Origin of the sequence: Streptomyces sp. NPDC001508 (assembly GCF_040298665.1) — a bacterium.
Classification (GTDB): Bacteria; Actinomycetota; Actinomycetes; order Streptomycetales; family Streptomycetaceae; genus Streptomyces.
The window spans coordinates 93,439-111,691 of record NZ_JBEPAP010000002.1 but is presented as its reverse complement, the minus strand read 5'-3'; the positions used below and the strand labels follow the sequence as shown (position 1 = coordinate 111,691).

At 70.4% G+C, this 18,253-nt stretch carries 18 protein-coding genes; 6 read left to right on the top strand and 12 right to left on the bottom strand.

The features are described from left to right. The first annotated feature begins 23 nt into the window (after positions 1-23). Together ABT245_RS02710 and ABT245_RS02705 are read left to right on the top strand one after the other, a co-directional pair. The gene (locus tag ABT245_RS02710; RefSeq protein WP_351727907.1) at positions 24-440 is read left to right on the top strand and encodes a DUF742 domain-containing protein; all 417 of its coding nucleotides are present in this window, start codon (positions 24-26) and stop codon (positions 438-440) included. Beyond that, on the top strand, positions 427-1,026 hold the full coding sequence (locus ABT245_RS02705) for a GTP-binding protein (RefSeq protein ID WP_351727905.1): 600 nt from the start codon (positions 427-429) through the stop codon (positions 1,024-1,026). The genes ABT245_RS02710 and ABT245_RS02705 overlap by 14 nt, the downstream gene beginning before the upstream one ends. Before the next feature lie 2 nt (positions 1,027-1,028). Here ABT245_RS02705 and ABT245_RS02700 read toward each other — a convergent pair whose 3' ends face one another. The 12 genes from ABT245_RS02700 to ABT245_RS02645 all read right to left on the bottom strand — a co-directional run bounded on the left by ABT245_RS02700 (position 1,029) and on the right by ABT245_RS02645 (position 13,260). Continuing rightward, positions 1,029-1,697, bottom strand: coding sequence for an ABC transporter permease (locus tag ABT245_RS02700; protein ID WP_351727904.1), 669 nt, complete (start codon positions 1,695-1,697; stop codon positions 1,029-1,031). Next, positions 1,694-2,422 carry an ABC transporter permease gene (locus tag ABT245_RS02695; RefSeq protein ID WP_351727902.1) on the bottom strand — a complete coding sequence of 243 codons (729 nt, stop codon included), beginning with the start codon at positions 2,420-2,422 and terminating at the stop codon, positions 1,694-1,696. The genes ABT245_RS02700 and ABT245_RS02695 overlap by 4 nt, the downstream gene beginning before the upstream one ends. After that, entirely contained in the window at positions 2,419-3,549 is a 1,131-nt protein-coding gene (locus ABT245_RS02690) for an ABC transporter ATP-binding protein (protein WP_351727900.1), read from the bottom strand. Before ABT245_RS02690 ends, ABT245_RS02695 begins: the two co-directional genes overlap by 4 nt. A gap of 159 nt (positions 3,550-3,708) precedes the next feature. Then, positions 3,709-4,638 (bottom strand): aminoglycoside phosphotransferase family protein, encoded by a 930-nt coding sequence (locus ABT245_RS02685; RefSeq protein ID WP_351727899.1) that lies wholly within the window; start codon positions 4,636-4,638, stop codon positions 3,709-3,711. 848 nt (positions 4,639-5,486) lie between these two features. Beyond that, complete coding sequence (locus tag ABT245_RS02680; protein WP_351727897.1) at positions 5,487-6,266, bottom strand: phytanoyl-CoA dioxygenase family protein; 780 nt, start codon at positions 6,264-6,266, stop codon at positions 5,487-5,489. Further along, positions 6,239-7,609 carry a S8 family peptidase gene (locus ABT245_RS02675; RefSeq protein WP_351727896.1) on the bottom strand — a complete coding sequence of 457 codons (1,371 nt, stop codon included), beginning with the start codon at positions 7,607-7,609 and terminating at the stop codon, positions 6,239-6,241. The genes ABT245_RS02680 and ABT245_RS02675 overlap by 28 nt, the downstream gene beginning before the upstream one ends. A 15-nt stretch (positions 7,610-7,624) precedes the next feature. Further along, positions 7,625-8,062 (bottom strand): hypothetical protein, encoded by a 438-nt coding sequence (locus tag ABT245_RS02670; RefSeq protein ID WP_502982057.1) that lies wholly within the window; start codon positions 8,060-8,062, stop codon positions 7,625-7,627. Continuing rightward, positions 8,022-9,200 (bottom strand): AAA family ATPase, encoded by a 1,179-nt coding sequence (locus tag ABT245_RS02665; protein WP_351727893.1) that lies wholly within the window; start codon positions 9,198-9,200, stop codon positions 8,022-8,024. The genes ABT245_RS02670 and ABT245_RS02665 overlap by 41 nt, the downstream gene beginning before the upstream one ends. Before the next feature lie 525 nt (positions 9,201-9,725). After that, complete coding sequence (gene msrB, locus ABT245_RS02660) at positions 9,726-10,133, bottom strand: peptide-methionine (R)-S-oxide reductase MsrB (protein ID WP_351727891.1); 408 nt, start codon at positions 10,131-10,133, stop codon at positions 9,726-9,728. Between the two features lie 14 nt (positions 10,134-10,147). Next, the gene (gene murC / locus ABT245_RS02655; RefSeq protein ID WP_351727889.1) at positions 10,148-11,539 is read right to left on the bottom strand and encodes a UDP-N-acetylmuramate--L-alanine ligase; all 1,392 of its coding nucleotides are present in this window, start codon (positions 11,537-11,539) and stop codon (positions 10,148-10,150) included. 306 nt (positions 11,540-11,845) lie between these two features. Further along, positions 11,846-12,319: an indole-3-glycerol phosphate synthase gene (locus tag ABT245_RS02650; protein ID WP_351727888.1), complete on the bottom strand. Its 474-nt coding sequence runs from the start codon at positions 12,317-12,319 to the stop codon at positions 11,846-11,848. 155 nt (positions 12,320-12,474) lie between these two features. Continuing rightward, positions 12,475-13,260, bottom strand: coding sequence for a pyrimidine reductase family protein (locus ABT245_RS02645; RefSeq protein WP_351728220.1), 786 nt, complete (start codon positions 13,258-13,260; stop codon positions 12,475-12,477). Between the two features lie 259 nt (positions 13,261-13,519). Between ABT245_RS02645 and zapE the strand changes: the two genes are divergently transcribed. The 4 genes from zapE to ABT245_RS02625 all read left to right on the top strand — a co-directional run bounded on the left by zapE (position 13,520) and on the right by ABT245_RS02625 (position 18,239). Continuing rightward, positions 13,520-14,620 (top strand): cell division protein ZapE, encoded by a 1,101-nt coding sequence (zapE, locus tag ABT245_RS02640; protein ID WP_351727887.1) that lies wholly within the window; start codon positions 13,520-13,522, stop codon positions 14,618-14,620. A 558-nt stretch (positions 14,621-15,178) separates the two neighbouring features. After that, on the top strand, positions 15,179-15,757 hold the full coding sequence (locus ABT245_RS02635) for a carbonic anhydrase (RefSeq protein ID WP_351727885.1): 579 nt from the start codon (positions 15,179-15,181) through the stop codon (positions 15,755-15,757). A gap of 8 nt (positions 15,758-15,765) precedes the next feature. Beyond that, the gene (locus ABT245_RS02630; protein WP_351727883.1) at positions 15,766-17,226 is read left to right on the top strand and encodes a SulP family inorganic anion transporter; all 1,461 of its coding nucleotides are present in this window, start codon (positions 15,766-15,768) and stop codon (positions 17,224-17,226) included. A gap of 101 nt (positions 17,227-17,327) precedes the next feature. Then, positions 17,328-18,239, top strand: coding sequence for a slipin family protein (locus ABT245_RS02625; protein WP_351727882.1), 912 nt, complete (start codon positions 17,328-17,330; stop codon positions 18,237-18,239). Positions 18,240-18,253: the final 14 nt, after the last annotated feature.

Here is an 18,253-nt window from a genome sequence, read left to right as displayed (position 1 = left end):
CGAGAAAGAAAGCGTAGGAACCCATGGCGGACGGCTCCCCGCCCCCGGGCCCCGACCCGGTCGGCCCGGCCCCCGCCGTGCGGCCGTTCCTGGTCACCGCCGGCCGGGTCGCGGACAGCGATTCCGGCCGGACGATGCCCGTCGAGACCCAGGTGGTGGCCACCGTCACGGGCCTGGACGCGCTCGACGGGCTCTCCTTCGAGCAGCACGACATCGTCGCCGCCTGCCGACTGCCGCAGTCGCTGGCCGAGCTGGCGGCCCGGCTGCGGCTGCACCTCAACGTGGTCCGCGTGCTGGCCGACGACCTGCGCGCGGCCGGGCAGTTGACGGTGTACGTGCCCGACTTCGAATCCACCCACGACGCATCCGTCCTGCGCAGGGTTATCGATGGCCTGCGGGCCATCCCCGACTCCCGAGGGGTACTCCGTGACACCGACTGAACCACTGGTCCACGGCTCTGCCGCGCACACCGCCGTACGACCGCCCCTGCCGGTGAAGATGGTCATCGCGGGCGGTTTCGGCGTGGGCAAGACCACGACCGTCGGCGCGATCTCCGAGATCGAGCCGCTGACCACCGAGGCCGCCATCACCGAGGTCGCGGCGGGCGTCGACGACCTCACGCACACCCCGAACAAGACCACGACCACGGTGGCGATGGACTTCGGCTGCCTCACCATCGACCCGACGCTCAAGCTGTATCTGTTCGGCACGCCCGGACAGGACCGGTTCGGGTTCATGTGGGACGACATCGTGGAGGGCGCGGTCGGCGGGCTCGTCATCGTCGACACCCGGCGCCTCGACGACTGCTACGCGGCCGTCGACTACTTCGAGCACAAGGGCATCCCGTTCGCCGTGGCCGTCAACGCCTTCGACGGCACGGTGGAGCACACCCTGGACGAGATCCGCTGGGCGCTGGACGTCGCCGACGGCGTCCCGCTGGTGGTCTTCGACGCCCGGGAGCGCGGCTCGGTGCGGGACGCGCTGCTCGTCGTACTGGAGCTGGCGCTGTCCCGCACCGAGCGCTGACCTCAGCCGCTCCTGCGCACGCCGGGCGACACCGCGATCCGGGCCACCGCCCAGAACACCGCGAGTGTCGCCAGGGCCATCACGGCCACCAGACTGGCGCCGCCCACGACCTTCTCGTAGTTGTGCTGGTAGAGGCCGTCGACGATGTAGCGGCCGACCCCGCCGAGACTGACGTACGCGGCGATGGTGGCCGTGGAGACGATCTGGATGGCCGCCGAGCGCAGCCCGCTGAGGATCAGCGGGAGCGCGACGGGCAGTTCGACCCGCAGCAGGATCCGCGACTCCGCCATGCCCATGCCGCGGGCGGCGTCCACCGGGGACGGGTCGACGGAGCGCACCGCCTCGTACGTCGTCACGAGGATCGGCGGGATGGCGAGCACCACCAGCGGGATCATCACCGGGAGCAGTCCGAAGCCGAGCAGCACGAACATCAGCACCAGCAGGCCGAAGCTGGGAAGGGCGCGGGCGGCCGTGGCGATGAACGCGAGGACGTTGCCGCCGCGTCCGGTGTGCCCGGTCAGCAGGCCGAGCGGCAGTCCGATGGCGGCCGCGACGGCGAGCGCCAGCAGCGAGTACTGCACGTGCTCGCGCAGCCGGGTGGGGATGCCGTCGTAGCCGTGCCAGTGGGCGCCGTCGCTGAAGAAGGCGTTGACGAAGTGGAGTACGTTCACCGGACTGCGTCCTCCAGGGCGACCGCGGTCGATTCGGGCCGGGTGGTGGGCCGCGCATCGGCCCCGTCGGTGCGGACCGTGCGGGTGCCGCGCGGCATCCAGGGCGTCAGCAGCAGACGGACGGCGACCAGCACGACGTCCGCGAGGACGGCGAGTACGGCCGTACCGACGACGGACAGCCAGACCAGGCGGGGCTGGTTGTAGATCATGCCGTCGTGCAGCAGATTGCCGAGCCCGCCCTGGTTGCCGATCAGCATGCCGACGCTGACCAGGGAGATGCTGGACACGGTGGCCACCCGCAGGCCGGCGATGATCGCGGGCACGGCGATCGGCAGCTGCACCTGGAGGTAGCGGCGTACCGGCCCGAGCCCCATGGCGGTGGCGGCGTCGAGGGTCTCCTGCGGCACCGAGCGGACCCCGTCCACGATCGCCGGGACGAACACCACGAGGCTGTAGACGGCCAGCGGGATCATCACGGTGGTCTCGCTCTGGCCGGTGTAGTCGATGAGGACCACGAAGAAGGCGAGCGACGGGATCGCGTACAGCACGGTCGTCACGCCCAGCACGGGCGCGTAGAGGCGGCGGAAGCGCACGCAGAACTGGGCGATCGGCAGCGCGACGAGCAGTCCGGCGAGCACCGGCAGCAGCGCCTCGCGCAGATGCAGCCCGACCAGGCCGAAGTAGCTGTGCTGGAGGTCGCTCGGGATGTCGAAGAAGCCGTTCATCGGCCGGCCTTCACCGTGCTGCGCCCCGTGGCGTGCGCGGAGCGGATCGCCTCGCCGATGACCTGCTGGGAGACGACGCCGACGACCCGTCCGGTGGCGTCCACGCCGACGGCCCAGCCGGTCGGCGACAGCACGGCGCCGTCGAGTGCGGCGCGCAGCGAGTCGGTGCCGGGCACGAACGGCCGCCCGTACGACAGCAGTTGCTCCCGGTCGATCTTCCCGGCGGCGAGGTCGCCCGGCGCGCTCCAGCCGAGCGGCTTCCCGTCGAGGTCCGTGACGAGGAGGTACGGCACGTCGTCGGCGGCGCGCGCGGCGATCTGCCCGGCGTCGGCGTCGATCGCGACGACCGGGGTGGTGCGCAGCTCCAGCGCGTTCGACGGGAAGAACGACAGCCGGCGGATGCCCCGGTCGGCGCCGAGGAAGTCCTCCACGAAGGCGTCCGCGGGCGCGCTCAGCAGTTCGGCGGGCGGGGCGAACTGGGCCAGTCGGCCGCCGGTGCGCATCACGGCGACCATCGTGCCCAGCTTGATGGCCTCGTCGATGTCATGGGTGACGAAGACGATGGTCTTGCCCAGTTCCTCCTGGATGCGCAGGAGTTCGTCCTGCAAGCCCTTGCGCACCACGGGGTCGACGGCCGAGAAGGGCTCGTCCATCAGCAGCACCGGCGGATCGGCGGCGAGCGCACGGGCGACGCCGACGCGCTGCTGCTGTCCGCCGGACAGCTGGTAGGGGTACCGCTTGGCGAGCGAGGCGTCGAGTCCCACCCGTGCCATCAGTTCCGCGGCCCGCGCCCTGGACCGCTGCTTGCTCCAGCCGAGCAGCCGGGGCACCGTGGCGATGTTGTCGACGATGGTGCGGTGCTGGAAGAGACCGGCGTTCTGGATGACGTAACCCATCGACCGGCGCAGCGTGTTGACGGGCTGCGCCTGGACGTCGACGCCGTTGAGGAGGATGCGCCCCTCGGAGGGGTCCACCATCCGGTTGATCATCCGCAGCGTCGTCGTCTTGCCGCAGCCGGAGGGCCCGACGAACACGGTGATCGAGCGGTCCGGTATCTCCAGTGACAGCCGGTCGACCGCCACGGTGCCGTCCGGGTACCGCTTGGTGACTGAATCTATCCGTATCAAAACGCCGAATACCCTTCGGGTTTGGCAGGTATTGCCCACTTCCGGCCACGGTCGTCGGTGCGCAGGCCGTTGCGTGAAGAGTTTAGACCGCGACTGTTTCAGCACCTTGGCGGACGACCACTCGCAGCCGGGTCGTGACCGGACCGTGGCCGGATCGCTCTACGCGCGTGCGCTGAGCAATTCGGCGAGGCGGTCGAGGAATTGGGTGAGCCAGTCGAGTCGCGGTCCGGTGCGGGCGATACGCAAGCCGTGCCGGCGGTCCCAGAACGCGGACTGGACGGCGTGGAACTGGGACCAGCGCCGGACACGTTCACGGTCGAGTTCCGCGGTTTCGGCGAAGACGTCCAGGACACGGTGGACGGCCTTGCCCAGGTCGTCCGCCGCGAGCAGCGCCGGCGCGCGGGACTTCAGCAGGATGCCGGCGTCGTAAGCGGGGTCTCCCGCGTACCCCTTGGGGTCGACGGCCAGCCATGCCTCACGGTCCGCGCGCAGGATGTTCCGGGCGTGCAGGTCGCCGTGGAAGAGGGTGTCCGGCTGGGCCCGGCCCAGCTCCCGTACGGTCGCCACGGCGGCATCCCGTGCCCGGCGCGACAGCTCGTGCGGCAGCTCCGCGGCGTCCCGGGACAGCTGCTCCTCCCAGGCGTCGGCCTGCTCGGACAGCCGGGGCAGTCCGGGCGGCGCGGCCACGGCCAGCCGGCGGCTGAGCCGTCCGGCGACCGCCACCACCTCGTCGCCGTCCTCGGCATCCGCGAGGGTCGTCGGCCGGGCCCGCTCCAGCAGCATCGCGAACCGTTCGTCGTCGCGCTCGTGCAGCAGGACGGCACCGCGCCCGGCCCATGCCGCGAACGCGTCCGGCTCATGGACATTGCCGGGATGCGGGAACGACACCTTCAGCACGGCCGCTCCGGCGGCCCGCCGCACCGGGACGATCACGCCGACGCCCCCGTGCATGACCGCACCGTCCGGCACACACCCCCAGGCGCCCGTCAGCTTCTCCACGATCCCGGGCAGCCGCTCGATCCACGCCGCCCCGGCCTCCCCCTCCCGCTCGACGGTGCTCCGCGCAAACCCCTCCGGCACCCTGATCATCCCGCCACCCTAACGCCCCGCCCACCCACTCATTTCTCTGCGCCCGACCAGAGAAACACCCACCAACCGTTCGCCCACCCGGCCCTGTGCCCAACCCCACGGACCAGTACCTCAGCGGCATACGCGCCCCCCTACGACGCCCTTGCAACGCCGACCTGACGGACGTACTCGCGGATCCGGGCGCCGACACCCGGCTGACCTGGAGTTCGCCGCACGACGGTGTACGCGCCTCCCGACTCGGGGCACGCGGGGCCCAGCAGTGCCGAGATACCTCGCGGGCCGCCCAGCCGGAGGAACGGCAGGAGCAGATGACCGGCCAACTCGTCGGCGCAGGTCGCCCGAACTTGGTGAGACCGCGGCGACGGCAGCGGCCACGTCCTGCTCGACGAGCAGGAGGGAGAACACGGGACGCCCTATGTGGCCAACGGAGGCACGCCGTTCACCTGGTCCGGCATCGAGGCCGTGTGCAAGCTCGCCCGCAGCGAGAAGACCGTCGGCGAGGGGATCGGGACCAAGGGAGTCGGATTTCGGAGCATTCCGGAGATCGCAAATGCCCCGGAAATCTACAGCGCCGCCGCGGCCGGACCTGGGTCGGCCGTTCTCGACGGCTACTGCTTCCGATTCGCGCTCGGGGACGACCTTCGGGAGCTGCTCGGGACGAGGCGCTGGTCAGCAGGGCTGAACGAGAACTGCCTCCGTTCCCAAATCCCCTTCCCCCCTCCGTGACATCCCACCGATGTGCAAGGAGCCGGCCACCGACGGGCATGTGACGGTGATCAGGATCCCGCTGCTTCAGCCTGATGCGCTGACACGCCGATCCTTCAACCTGACCTCTGAATCGCTTCTGGTCAGCGGAATTCGGCGAGCGGATTGGTGACGGCCTGCCGCCATCGCTCCCGGTGACCGCTGGCGTGGAGCCGGTAGTACACCGTCTCGCGTCGTCCCTCGCCGGCTACGCCGTCGTGGCCGCCGATGTTGTGAGCAAGTAGGTAGTGGGCGAACAGGACGCTGCCGGCGGGGCCGACCGCCTGCGTCGGCTCGCCGACCTCGATCTTGGGATACGGGCCCGGATGCATCTCCTCTACGCGCGCGAGGGCGTCGGCGCCGCGTTCGGCGAGGTACTGACCGAATCGTAGATGGGTGCCCGGCCACACCCACAGGTTTCCCCGGTGCCGATGGTCGTGACCGGTGAGCCACACGCCGGCCAGCAGCGAGAAGGATCCGGGACGTCCGTCCGGTTCGGTCGGCGTCAGGCCGTCGACGTGTGGGCCACCCGGCCGATGCGGCCACGGTGGAATCGTGGTGGCCACCTGCGCGAAATCAGGGTCCTGCACATCCAGATCCGGACGCAGCAGCTGGCCGGCGAGGTCCCCGACGCCCGTCTCCCGGTAGAGGTCAAGCAGTGGATGGCCCTCCGCAGCGAAGCGCGGCCACAGGAAATACGGTCCGACGTGATCGTCGGCGTAAGGCTGCTGCTCCAGCAGCGCAGCGACCAGTTCGCGCCCGCCGGCAATCTGCTCGGCACCGAGAACCTCGGGAATCACGACGAAGCCCTGCTGGCGGAATGCGGTCCTCTGCTCGGCGGTGATCGTCACCAGGGTTACCGCGCTTGCGGTGCTGGCCAGCACCCGCTCCTCGGTGGGAACGCCCCAGCCGTAGCGTCGCAGCACGGTACGCGTGAACTGCCCGCCGTTATCTTGCGGCGTCCGTTGCGGTTGAAGACGCCTTCCGTCATGGCATCGGTCCAACGGGCCTCATGAACGAGCAGGCCCCGGACGGTCTCCGCCCGCAGGTTCGGGTAGCGGGCATGCGCCAGGGCGGCCAGGCGGGCGGCTTGGGCGGTCGCCGCGCTCGTGGCGTCGATGGTGGTGAGGAGCTGGCCGAGGTGCGAGCGGGCCGTGGTGGTCAGTGAACTCGCGTCGTGGCCGTCGACTCTGGTGACTTCCTTGTCGACGAGGAGATTGCCTCCTTCCATCACGATGTCGGGCTTGCATACTGCGGCTTCCTTGAACAGCACGGACGTGCGGCTGTGCGGTGACAGGGTTCCCGAGGCCGCAACAGCGCGATAGCCGGCGTAGTCCTTGTGGGTGGGTACGTGGTCGAGCTCAGTGTGGGCGCCGACGGTCAGGGCGTTCCACGCCTGGGCGGGGTCTTCGATGCGAGAGGTGTCGCACAGGTCCAGGTGGTTGGAACTCCCGTCGGCGGCGATGAGGTCGGTGGCCCGGTGGTCGCGGATGTTGCCGGCCGAGATGACCAGGAGACGCGATTGGGTGGGCTCGGGAGGGCCCAGCAGATCGATCCGGTCGTCGGTGACGGTGATGTCGGTGCCAGCAGCGAGAGCGTCCACCGATGCGGACCACAGGGTGGCTGTTCCGTCGGTGCCGTTGCTGTCCGGACCGGACTCGGCGGTCACCGCCATGCCGAAGACGCGCGTGCGCGGATTCTCCGGATCGGCTGTTTCCGCGGTGGCGACGGCCGTCGCGGTCACTTCGCCGTGCGGACGGGGGATGTCGAGTTGCCTGCGTGGGAGGATTTTGACCGTCTCCACGTGGTGGTCGAGCTGGACCGGGGCGAGCGAAGTGAGCGCGCTCTCCAGGTCTCCGAACGCGGTGAGACCGGCCATTCTGGTGCCGTGACCCTGGGGATGGTTGTCGTCCGGCCCTTCGTGGCTCATGACGCTGTGGGCGGCGAGGAGTACAGGTCGCAGCAGCGGGTGTTCCTGGTCCACGCCCGTGTCGAGCAGCGTTACTGCGGGTGCGCCGGTAGAGGCGGGCCGGATCCGGCTCACCAGGTCGGCCACGAAGTCACGGTGCAGGTCTCGCAGTTCGCGGCTGTGGAGTTCCTCGGTGAAGGTCGGCTTGCGGATCTCGGACGGGCAGGCGTTGGTGCGCAGGATCTGTGTCAGTCCGCGGATGCTGGTGTGGACCTGGGCGACCTTGAACTGTGCTATGCCGATGGTCCGTTGCACCATCTGCCAGCCGTTGGCCTATGCCAGCCGCCGCAGGGTCTCCACCGCATCCGACTCGCTGAGCCTGGAGTCGATCCACAGCTCCCACCACACGTCGACGTCTTCGTCGGGCAGCGGCAGCTTCTCCTGCCACAAGTTCTCGACCGTGGCTCGTTCGATCTGCTCGATATTGGCGACGAGCGCAGCGTTCCTGGGACTGCCGGAGGGGCCGTCTTCGACGGCGAACTGGTCGATCTTTCTCAGCAGAGTGGGGACTGCTCCGTCCGAGATCCAGACGACAGCTTCCTGAGAGTGCTGCTCATCCGCCTCATGGACGTTCATGAGCGTGAGGCCGGACTTGTCGAGGGGGTCCGGCTTCAGCTCGTGCTCGGGTGCAGCCTGCACGGTCACCGCAAAGCCGGCTGCCCGGTCGCGGTCATCGACGGACTGCCTGTGAAGGAGAGCATCGCTTTGCACTTCTTCGACGTCGGTCTTCAGCCGACTCGCGTGTCCGGCTCGGTCCGCGGACCTGTCCACCAGCTTCGAGGGCTGCACAGCAGGGCCAGGCGACCGTGGAGTGAGAGTTCTCGGTGACCAGGGAACCAAGAGATGCGGGGCACTCGGGGGGAACCCTCAGGCATGATGCAGGAGGTGCCTTTCGTTGAGGGCGTCCCTCAGCTGGTCGGCATCGATCGCGTCGCTCCCCCCCGAGAATCGCCCGCTTGGCGGCCGCCTCAGCAGCCTTGACCAGCTCAGCGTGACTCAGCTGCTCCGTGAGAGCAGAGAGATCTGCCCACTTTACTTCTGATGTGTCCATCGCGGCGAGCCGCCGTCGAAGAATTTCGATCGCCTGATCAGTCGACGGCTGGTCATAGACGATCGCCAGATCGAACCGGCGGAAAAGCGCCGTGTCGAGAAGGCGGCGGTGATTGGTCGCGGCCACCACCAGACTCTCCGCGGGTGCCTGGTCCAGGAAGAGAAGGAAGGAATTGAGGATACGGCGCGCCTCTCCGACATCATTGCTGCTGGCGCGGTCCGCCCCCAGCGCATCGAACTCGTCGAACAGGTAGACGGCCCGGGTCTGCGCGGCGGCATCGAAGACGAGACGGAGCTTTGCGGCAGTCTCCCCCATGAATCGGCTGATCAGACCATCCAGCCGGATGGTGAACAACGGAAGACCAAGCTCACGGGCGAGTGCCGCTGCGGTCATGCTCTTCCCCGTCCCCGGAGGACCGGACAGCAGCAGCCGGTGCACAGGCACGAAGCCGAAACGCTCCAGCCGGCCACGCTGGCGCTGTTCATGCAGCACTTCCTCCAGAGCCGCCCGGGTGCTCTCCGCAAGGGTCATATCGGACAGCTGTGTGCCGGGGTAATCGGCAGTGAGCAGACTTGCCAGCTCACCACGCGGCTGCACCACAGGAGTCGGCGTGGACTGCCGGCCGACCTTCTCAGCACGAGATGCCTCAATGGCCTCCCGCAGCTCGGCAGCCAGGCGAGTGTGGCCCTGGCGCGCAGACTTCGCCACGACTTGCAGCGCAATACTGTAAAACCGGTCGTCGTCGCCAGCAGCGTGTGCGCTCAGCATCGCCTTGAGATGATCGGCGCTCGCCGTCACGGTCCACGCCTCCCTCGCTCGTAGGACCAGACACCGTAACGTGGACCTCAGACAGTCAGCATGTCAGGCTCCACCACCTGGACCACATCGTGATTCTCGCCAACCGGCGCCCTCCGCAGACACCACACCCGGTTACATGCAGCACAGGGCAGCGGCCTTCCCCCCTCACGCTAAGCGCAGCACTCGGGCGGCTCAGCATGACAGCCCGCGTCAGCTGATGGGTCCAGTCAGGTTCGCAATCCTCGCCTGCACCGCCCCCTAATGCCGGGCATCAGACGAGGCCTGACGGGAGACCATTCGTGCACGTGTTTCCGGCCCATCCCCTGCCGAGACGCACGCGGAGCGGACAGGGACGGCGATACTTGCAACCCAAATTCGACCCGGATTCACCCCGGACAGTTTGTTCAGCGAGGAAACATGCCCTCTGAACAGCGGCAGACGAGTCGGGCTGTAGGCCGGGTTCTGGCTCCCTCGATGACGTGCCTTGGAGCCGATCCCGGAAAGCGCGCCCTCGATGGAGCGCCGTCAGTTCTCGTCCGGCCTCAGTCGGAGCGAGATGCTGTTGATGCAGTACCGCTGGTCAGTGGGAGTCGCATACCCCTCCCCCTCGAACACGTGCCCCAAATGGGACCCGCAGCGGGCGCAGCGGACCTCGGTGCGGACCATGCCGTGGGTGCGGTCCTCCACCAGCTCCACCGCGTCGGAGTCCTTCGGGTCGTAGAAGGACGGCCAGCCGCAGTGGGATTCGAACTTGGTGTGTGAGGTGAAGAGTTCGGCGCCGCAGGCGCGGCAGGAGTAGACGCCGGTGGTCTTGGTGTCCGTGTACTCACCGGTGAACGCCGGCTCGGTGGCGGCCTGGCGCAGCACCGCGTACTCGGCCGGGTTCAGCTCCGCGCGCCACTGCTCGTCCGGCTTCTCGACGTCGTACGACATGGGTCTCAGCCCCTTCACTGCTGCGACAGGCGGTCCACGATCAGCGGGCCCAGGTCGGTCACGTCCCCCGCGCCCATGGTGAGAACGAGATCGCCGGGCCTCGTCATTCCCGCGATCACGGACACGGACTCCGCCCTGTCGTGCACGGCGGTGACGTCCGCGCCCGCCGCGCGCGCCGCCTCGACGATCAGCTCGCTGGTCACGCCGGGGATCGGGTCCTCGCGGGCCGGGTAGATGTCGAGGACGACCGAGGCGTCCGCGAGGGCCAGGGACCGGCCCATCTCCTTGCCCAGTTCCTGCGTGCGGGAGAACAGGTGCGGCTGGAAGAGCACGAGGATGCGGGCGTTTCCCGCGGCGGACCGCATCGCCTCCAGGTCGGCGGTCATCTCGGTCGGGTGGTGCGCGTAGGAGTCGACGACCCGCACGCCGGCCGCCTCGCCCGTCAGCTGCAGCCGGCGCTTCACCCCGGTGTAGGCGGCCAGCGCCGCCGCCAGCTCGGGCGCCGGGACACCCAGGGCCACGCCCGCCGTGAGCGCGGCCACCGCGTTGTGCGCGTAGTGGCGGCCGGGCACGGAGACCGTGAAGGTCAGCGGCGCACCGTCCAGCTGCACGGTGACCTCGCTCGTGAGCCCCCGCGGGACGACGGACAGGATCCGCACGTCGGCGTCCGCGCGCTCGCCGTAGGTCACCGTCCGCACCGAACCGGCCAGCCGCCGGGTCAGCTCCCGGGCGCCCTCGTGGTCCGCGGCGATCACCAGGGTGCCGCCGGGCACGATCCGGCCGGCGAAGGTCTCGAAGGACTCGTGGATCTCGTCCATCGAGGCGTAGTTGGCGTGGTGGTCGAGTTCGACGTTGAGGACGATCGCGACCTCGGGCGCGTACTTGTGGAAGCTGCGGTCCGATTCATCCGCCTCGGCCACGAAGATCTCGCCGGTGCCGTGCAGGGCGTTGGAGCCGGGGGCGTCCAGCTCGCCGCCGATGGCGTACGACGGGTGCAGGCCCAGCTCGGTCAGCGCCACCGCCAGCATCGACGTGGTGGTCGTCTTGCCGTGGGTGCCGGCGACGGCGATCGGCCGCCGTCCGTCCATCAGGGCGGCGAGGGCGTCGGAGCGGTGCACCACCGGGATGCCCAGTTCGGCGGCGCGGGCCAGCTCCGGGTTGTCCGCGCGGATCGCCGACGACACGACCACGCAGTCGGCGTCGTCGGCGAGGTGCTCGGCCGCGTGCCCGATGTGCACGGTCACGCCGAGCGCCCGCAGGGCCTCGGCGGTCGCCGACTCCTTGGCGTCGCTCCCGGCGACCTTGGCCCCACGCTGCGCGAGGATCTTCGCGATCCCCGACATCCCGGCGCCGCCGATGCCGATGAAGTGCGGTCGGTCCGTGGCGGCAGGAAGGCCGGGTGCCATGCGAATCTCCCCAGGATCATGGTGCGGGCTGAGCACGCCTAGCCTATGCGCTCGGGCGCCGGGCTCCGCGCAGCGAGGGGCACCGGTCGCACCCGAGGGGCACGAGGGGCGCCACGCAAGGGGCACCGGACGCGCGACGGTTTCCAGGAGCACCACGCCACGGGCACCGGTCGCACGCAAGGAGCACCCCACAAGGGGCACCGGACGCACGCAAGGAGCACCCCACAAGGGGCACCGGACGCACGCCGGAGGCGCCGGTCCTACGCCCAAGGGCGCGGGACCGTGCGAGAGGCCACCGCGGAGCGCCTACGCCCTGCTGTGCGAGAACAGCTTCAGCACCGGCACCCCCACCTTGTGCCGGGCCCGCGAGGCCCAGTCCCGGTGGAAGAACTCCTCCACGTAGTGCGGGTCGGTGAGGACGATCACCTCGTCGGCCCCGACCTCGTCGACGAGGGCCTTCAGGGCGTCCAGCGGATGGTCCTCGACCAGCCGCCCCTGCGCCTGTCTGCCGGTCGCCCGCAGTGCGGTGAGGGACACCGACAGGGCCTGTTCGGCGGGCTCCTTCGCGGCGGCGCCCTCCGGTGTCTCCCCTTCGCGGGCGGCGTCGTCGAGTTCGCCGAGGGCGATGTCGTCGATGGCCCGCAGCAGCCGGTCGGCCTGGTCGCCCCGCGGCTGGAGCAGCACGTGGAAGAGGACCGCCTCGTCTCCGTGCAAGGTGGTGACGAACTCCACGTCGGCGGACGTCAGGGCCTTCTCGATCATCAGAACGCTTGTGAACACCAGTGCCCCATTCTCCTTCGAGGGCCCCTTGGCCCCTCTCTCCTGCGGGGACCGTACCTGGCCCTGCAGAAACCATCCTGCCCCGTGATCGCACGGACCCCGCCGGATCCAGTGTGCCCGGCGGGGGCAAAACGGAACGACACGTTCCGATGCTGTCAGGACCGCCGGTAGCGGGCGAACAGATATCCGGCCTCCGTCAGCAGCGACACGAGTTCGAAGCGCCGGGGTACGGCGACCGGCGGACCGTCCGCGATGCGCTGGGCGTTGCCCGCGGTGAGCATCGGCGAGAGCGTCAGGCACAGCTCGTCGAGCACCCCGGCGGCGACGAACCGGCCGAGCAGCCGGGGGCCGCCCTCGGTGAGCAGCCGGGTGTGGCCGAGCCCGGCGAGGGCCCGCACCGCGCGCGCCGGATCCACCTCGGTGCCGTTGCCCGCGATCACCACCCGGGCGCCCGCCCGCTCGGCGGCGGCGATCCGGTCCCGGTCCGCCGCTGCGCCGGTCAGGACCAGGGTGGGCACCAGCGGTGCGGTGAACAACGGAAGCGAGAAGTCCAGTTCCAGGCTCGCGCTGACGACCGCGATGGCCGGGGCCGGGCCCTGTCCCGCGGCCTGGCGGGCCGCCGCGAACTCGGCACGTGCGCGTGCGGGCCGGTACCCCTCCTTGCGCACCGTCTGGGCACCGACGACCACGACGTCCGCCAGGGCCCGCAGCGTTCCGAAGATCCGCATGTCGGCCGCGCCGGAGATGGGCTGCGAACGGCCCTCGTACTGGGCGGCGCCGTCGAGCGTGGACACCATGTTGGCCCGCAGCCATGCCTCCCCGCCGTGCCGGTCCGGTTCGGGGTAGGCGTAGGCGGCGGCCAGTTCGTCGAGGCTCCACTCCCGCTCCACGCGGTCGCTCGCACCCGGGGAAGCGGAGCCCGCGGCGGCCCCCGCCGCCACCCCCTCGGCAGCTCCCGCGCCCACCCCCGCGGCATCCTCGGCAGCTCCCGCCCCCGCCTCCGCGGCATCCGCGGCAGCTCCCGCGCCCACCCCCTCGGCGTCCGCGGCAGCTCCCGCCCCCACCCCCTCGGCGTCCGCGGGGGCTGCCGCCTCCGCCCACGCGGCGTCCGCGGCGAAGTCCTGGGCTGCTGTTTCTTCGGTCACAGGGAACAGGCGTCGCATGAGGTGCAGTGTGACACGGCGTTTACCATGGGGAACCGTGTCGTCCTCCACCGCCGCCTCCCGGCCCGGCTCCACCGCCGACGCGGCCCCGCTGTCCCTGTGCTCCCGCGAGCCGCACGTCCCCGCGGACCGGCTGGTCGCCGAGATGGTGCCGCCGCCGCGCTTCGACTCGGTGCGCTTCGCCACCTACGTGCCGGACCCGAACCAGCCCAGCCAGACCGAGGCCGTACGGGCCCTGGAGGGCTTCGCGGCCGGGCTGGGCGTACCGCTGGCGACGGGCGGCGCGAAGCGCGGGTTCCTCGGCTTCGGACGGTCCAGGGCGAAGGCCCCGGCCGGCCCGCGCGGCGTCTATCTGGACGGCGGGTACGGCGTCGGCAAGACCCATCTGCTGGCCTCCCTCTGGCACGCCACCCCGGCCGAGCCCGCGCTCAAGGCGTTCGGCACCTTCGTCGAGCTGACCAACCTGGTCGGTGCCCTCGGCTTCCAGGAGACCGTGCGCACCCTCAGCGGCCACCGGCTGCTGTGCATCGACGAGTTCGAACTGGACGACCCCGGCGACACGGTCCTGGTGTCGACGCTGCTGGGCCGGCTGGTCGACGCGGGCGTGGCGCTCGCCGCCACCTCCAACACCCTGCCGGGCAAGCTGGGCGAGGGCCGGTTCGCGTCCGTCGACTTCCTGCGCGAGATCCAGGGCCTGTCCGCGCACTTCCGCGCCCTGCGCATCGACGGCGAGGACTACCGCCACCGCGGCCTGCCCGAGGCTCCGGCGCCGTACTCCGACGAGCAGGTGACCCGGACGGCGTACGCCACCGAAGGCGCCTCGCTCGACGACTTCCCGCGTCTGCTGGACCACCTCGCGAAGGTGCACCCGAGCCGCTACGGCGCGCTGGCGGACGGCGTGCGGGCCGTGTGCCTCACCGATGTGCGGGCGGTGCCCGACCAGTCCACGGCGCTGCGCCTGGTGGTCCTCGCGGACCGGCTCTACGACCGTGAAGTGCCCGTCCTGGCCTCCGGCGTGCCCTTCGACGCGCTGTTCAGCGAGGAGATGCTGAACGGCGGCTACCGCAAGAAGTACTTCCGCGCGATATCCCGGCTCACCGCGCTCGCCCGGGACGCCAAGCCCCTCGTGGCGGCCTGACAGCCGATCAGGCTCAGCGGGTCAAGGACTGGTTCACGCCATAGGACCCGCAATTTTCACGCTCTCCCGCGCCCGAAAAACGGATTTGACCCTGCAAAGAACTTTGCAGGGTTAATGTGTTTCTTGACCATCCATTGACCAATGCTTGGTCCGTACTAGAGGTGTGAACTGCCGAGAGGGGGGCGCATGTTCCAAGGTGGAATGCGCCGGAGCGCGCTGACGCTCCTCGCCGCCGCCCTGCTCACCCTGCAATTCTTCGCGCCCATCGATTCCTTCGCATCCGCATATACATTCCGTCATGCCGAGGCCAAGGCTCAATCGGGAACCGAGCTTTCCGGAAAGCCGTCGGGCGACGGCACCCCACCGCCCGACCGGGCCATGACGACCGCACGCCGGGCGAGCGCGCCCGGCGCCGCACAGCCCCGCGTCCCAAGACCCTCAAGAGCCCACACCCCGGCGGCGCTTCAGGACTTCCGCTGCTGAGAGACGGGCCAGCCTCCACAACCGTCGTGCACGTCCGACGCGCCGTTCCGGCACGCCAGGAGGAACCAACACACCATGCAGCCCCTCATCGACAACGCCCGTACCTTCGGACAGCGCCCTGAGGAGTTCGCCAAGCTCGCCGAAGGCCAGTCCCCGCAGGTCCTGTTCATCACCTGCTCCGACTCCCGGGTGGTCCCGGCGCTGATCACCGGCGCCCGCCCCGGTGAGCTGTTCGAACTGCGCACCGCCGGCAACATCGTCCCGCCCCACGCCTGCGCGCACCCCACGGCCGAGGCGGCCACCATCGAGTACGCCGTCGAGGTGCTCGGCGTCCGTGACGTCGTCGTCTGCGGCCACTCCCACTGCGGTGCCGTCGGCGCGCTGGTGCGCGGCGACGACCTGACCGCCGTACCCGCCGTGCGCGACTGGCTGGCGCACGCGACCCCGCGCCCGGCCGGAGCGGCCGAGGACCCCGCCGTCACCGAGGGCGTGCAGAGCCACGTCCTGACCCAGTTGCTGCGGCTGCGCTCGTACCCGTGCGTGGCCCGGAAGCTGGCCCAGGGGCGACTCGCCCTGCACGCCTGGTACTACGAGGTGCACACCGGCGCCGTCCGGGCGCACGTCGCGCAGACCGACACCTTCGAAGCACTGTGAGCGGCGCCGTGACGAACAAGTTCCCTCATCTCAGGCAGGACTTCACCGCTTCCCTCGTCGTCTTCCTGGTCGCGCTCCCGCTGTGCGTGGGCGTGGCCGTCGCCTCCGGCGTACCGGCCGAACTGGGCCTGGTCACCGGCATCGTCGGGGGCATCGTCACCGGGCTGATGCGCGGCAGCAGCCTCCAGGTCTCCGGTCCGGCCGCCGGCCTCACCGTGCTGGTCTTCGAGGCGGTGCAGCAGTTCGGGCTGCCCGCGCTCGGGGTGATCGTGCTCGTCAGCGGGGTGCTCCAGATGACGATGGGCGCCCTGCGGCTGGGCCGCTGGTTCCGGGCCATCTCGGTCTCGGTGGTGGAGGGCATGCTGGCCGGTATCGGTCTGGTCCTGATCGCCGGACAGCTGTACCCGGTGCTGGCCGCCGAGGCCCCCGACTCGGGCCCCGGGAAAATAGCCGGACTTCCCGGGGCGCTCGTGTACGCCCTCGGCGACACGGACGCGCCGGCCTCCCTCGCCCTCGGCGCGGGCACGATCGCGGTCCTCGTGCTGTGGAAGCTCGCCCCCGCCGCGATCCGCGCGGTGCCGGGCCCGCTGGCCGCGGTCGGCCTCGCCACCTTGGCCGCGATGGCCCTCGGCCTGCCGGTGGCCACCGTCGAGGTGCAGGGGCTGCTGGGCTCGATCCAGCCGCCGCCGCTGAGCGCCTTCGGTGAACTCGCCGGTCTCGGGGTGCTCGGCACGATCGTCGCGTTCACGCTGATCGCGTCCGCCGAGTCGCTGTTCAGCGCGGCGGCCGTGGACCGGCTGCACGACGGACCACGCACCGAGTACGACAAGGAACTGGTCGCCCAGGGCGCCGGCAACACGATCTGCGGGTTGCTCGGCGCGCTGCCGATGACCGCGGTGATCGTGCGCAGCGCGGCGAATGTGCAGGCAGGCGCCCGTACCAAGGCGTCCCGGGTGCTGCACGGCGTCTGGCTGCTGCTGTTCGCGGCCCTGCTGCCGGACGTGCTGGGTTACCTCCCGATCCCCGCCCTCGCGGGCATCCTGGTGTACTCGGGCGCCAAGCTCGTCCCGGTGCGGGCGCTGGCCAAGCTGTGGGGCGAGTCCCGGGGCGAGGCGCTGATCCTGGTGGTCACGGCCGTGTCGATCGTCGCGGTCAGCATGTTCGAGGGCGTGCTCATCGGCCTGGCACTGGCGATCGGCAAGACCGCGTGGGAGGCCTCGCACGTCAGGCTGGAGTTCGTCGACAAGGGCGTCGGCCCCGTCGAGGCGTATCTGGCCGGCAACGCCACCTTCCTGCGGCTGCCGAAGATCCTCGACAGCCTGGAGGCGCTGCCCACGGACCGGCCGGTCCGGCTCGACCTGTCCGGCGTGCACCACCTGGATCACGCCTGCCGGACCGCGCTGGAGTCCTGGGCCGAGCGGCACAGCTCGTCCGGGACCGAGCCGGTACGGCTCACGACGGCGCGGTGACGCGCCCGTCCGGTCCGGGGCAGGGGCGTGGCCCCGGACCAGACACCGGGCATATCGTTGCAGGAACGGATGGAACGGACCTCTGAGTGGAGGAGGCCGTCATGCTCCCCGACCTGTTGGGGGCCCTCGTGGGCCTCGGCGCCGCCGGCCTGGTCTATCTGACCGCGGCGGCCCGGATCGTCAAGCAGTACGAACGCGGCGTGGTCTTCCGGCTCGGGCGGGTCATGGACCCGGCGCGGGCGCCGGGCTTCACCATGGTGATCCCCGGGGTCGATCGGCTGCACAAGGTCAATATGCAGATCGTGACGATGCCGATCCCCGCGCAGGAGGGCATCACCCGCGACAACGTGACCGTCCGGGTCGACGCGGTCGTGTACTTCAAGGTCATGGACGCGAGGGCCGCGATCATCAACGTCGAGGACTACCGGTTCGCCGTCTCCCAGATGGCGCAGACCTCGCTGCGTTCGATCATCGGCAAGAGCGACCTCGACGATCTGCTGTCCAACCGCGAAAAGCTCAACCAGGGCCTTGAGCTGATGATCGACAGCCCGGCCGTGGGCTGGGGCGTGCAGATCGACCGGGTCGAGATCAAGGACGTCTCCCTGCCGGACACGATGAAGCGGTCCATGGCCCGCCAGGCCGAGGCGGACCGTGAGCGCCGGGCCCGGATCATCAACGCCGACGCGGAGTTCCAGGCGTCGAAGAAGCTGGCCGAGGCGGCGCAGCAGATGGCCGACACCCCCGCCGCGCTGCAACTGCGGTTGCTCCAGACGGTGGTGGCGGTGGCCGCCGAGAAGAACTCCACGCTGGTGCTGCCCTTCCCGGTGGAACTGCTCCGCTTCCTGGAAAAGGCGCAGCAGCCGGCGGGCGCCGACCCGGCACCTCCCGCCGCCTCGCACCCGGAAGCCACCACTCCGAACGGCCAGGACCACTCCACCACCCGACCCCCGCGCCCGATCCCCACGCCCCCGGAGGACGCACCGCCCCCGACCCCCCGCCCGGATCTGCCCTGACCTCCGCCGCCCCG

Coding starts and splice junctions, on each gene's coding strand:
- ABT245_RS02710 (WP_351727907.1), top strand. CDS start 24: ATGGCGGACGGCTCCCCGCCCCCGGGCCCCGACCCGGTCGGCCCGGCC.
- ABT245_RS02695 (WP_351727902.1), bottom strand. CDS start 2,422: ATGAACGGCTTCTTCGACATCCCGAGCGACCTCCAGCACAGCTACTTC.
- ABT245_RS02685 (WP_351727899.1), bottom strand. CDS start 4,638: ATGATCAGGGTGCCGGAGGGGTTTGCGCGGAGCACCGTCGAGCGGGAG.
- ABT245_RS02675 (WP_351727896.1), bottom strand. CDS start 7,609: ATGGTGCAACGGACCATCGGCATAGCACAGTTCAAGGTCGCCCAGGTC.
- msrB (WP_351727891.1), bottom strand. CDS start 10,133: ATGTCGTACGACGTCGAGAAGCCGGACGAGCAGTGGCGCGCGGAGCTG.
- murC (WP_351727889.1), bottom strand. CDS start 11,539: ATGGCACCCGGCCTTCCTGCCGCCACGGACCGACCGCACTTCATCGGC.
- ABT245_RS02635 (WP_351727885.1), top strand. CDS start 15,179: ATGCAGCCCCTCATCGACAACGCCCGTACCTTCGGACAGCGCCCTGAG.
- ABT245_RS02625 (WP_351727882.1), top strand. CDS start 17,328: ATGCTCCCCGACCTGTTGGGGGCCCTCGTGGGCCTCGGCGCCGCCGGC.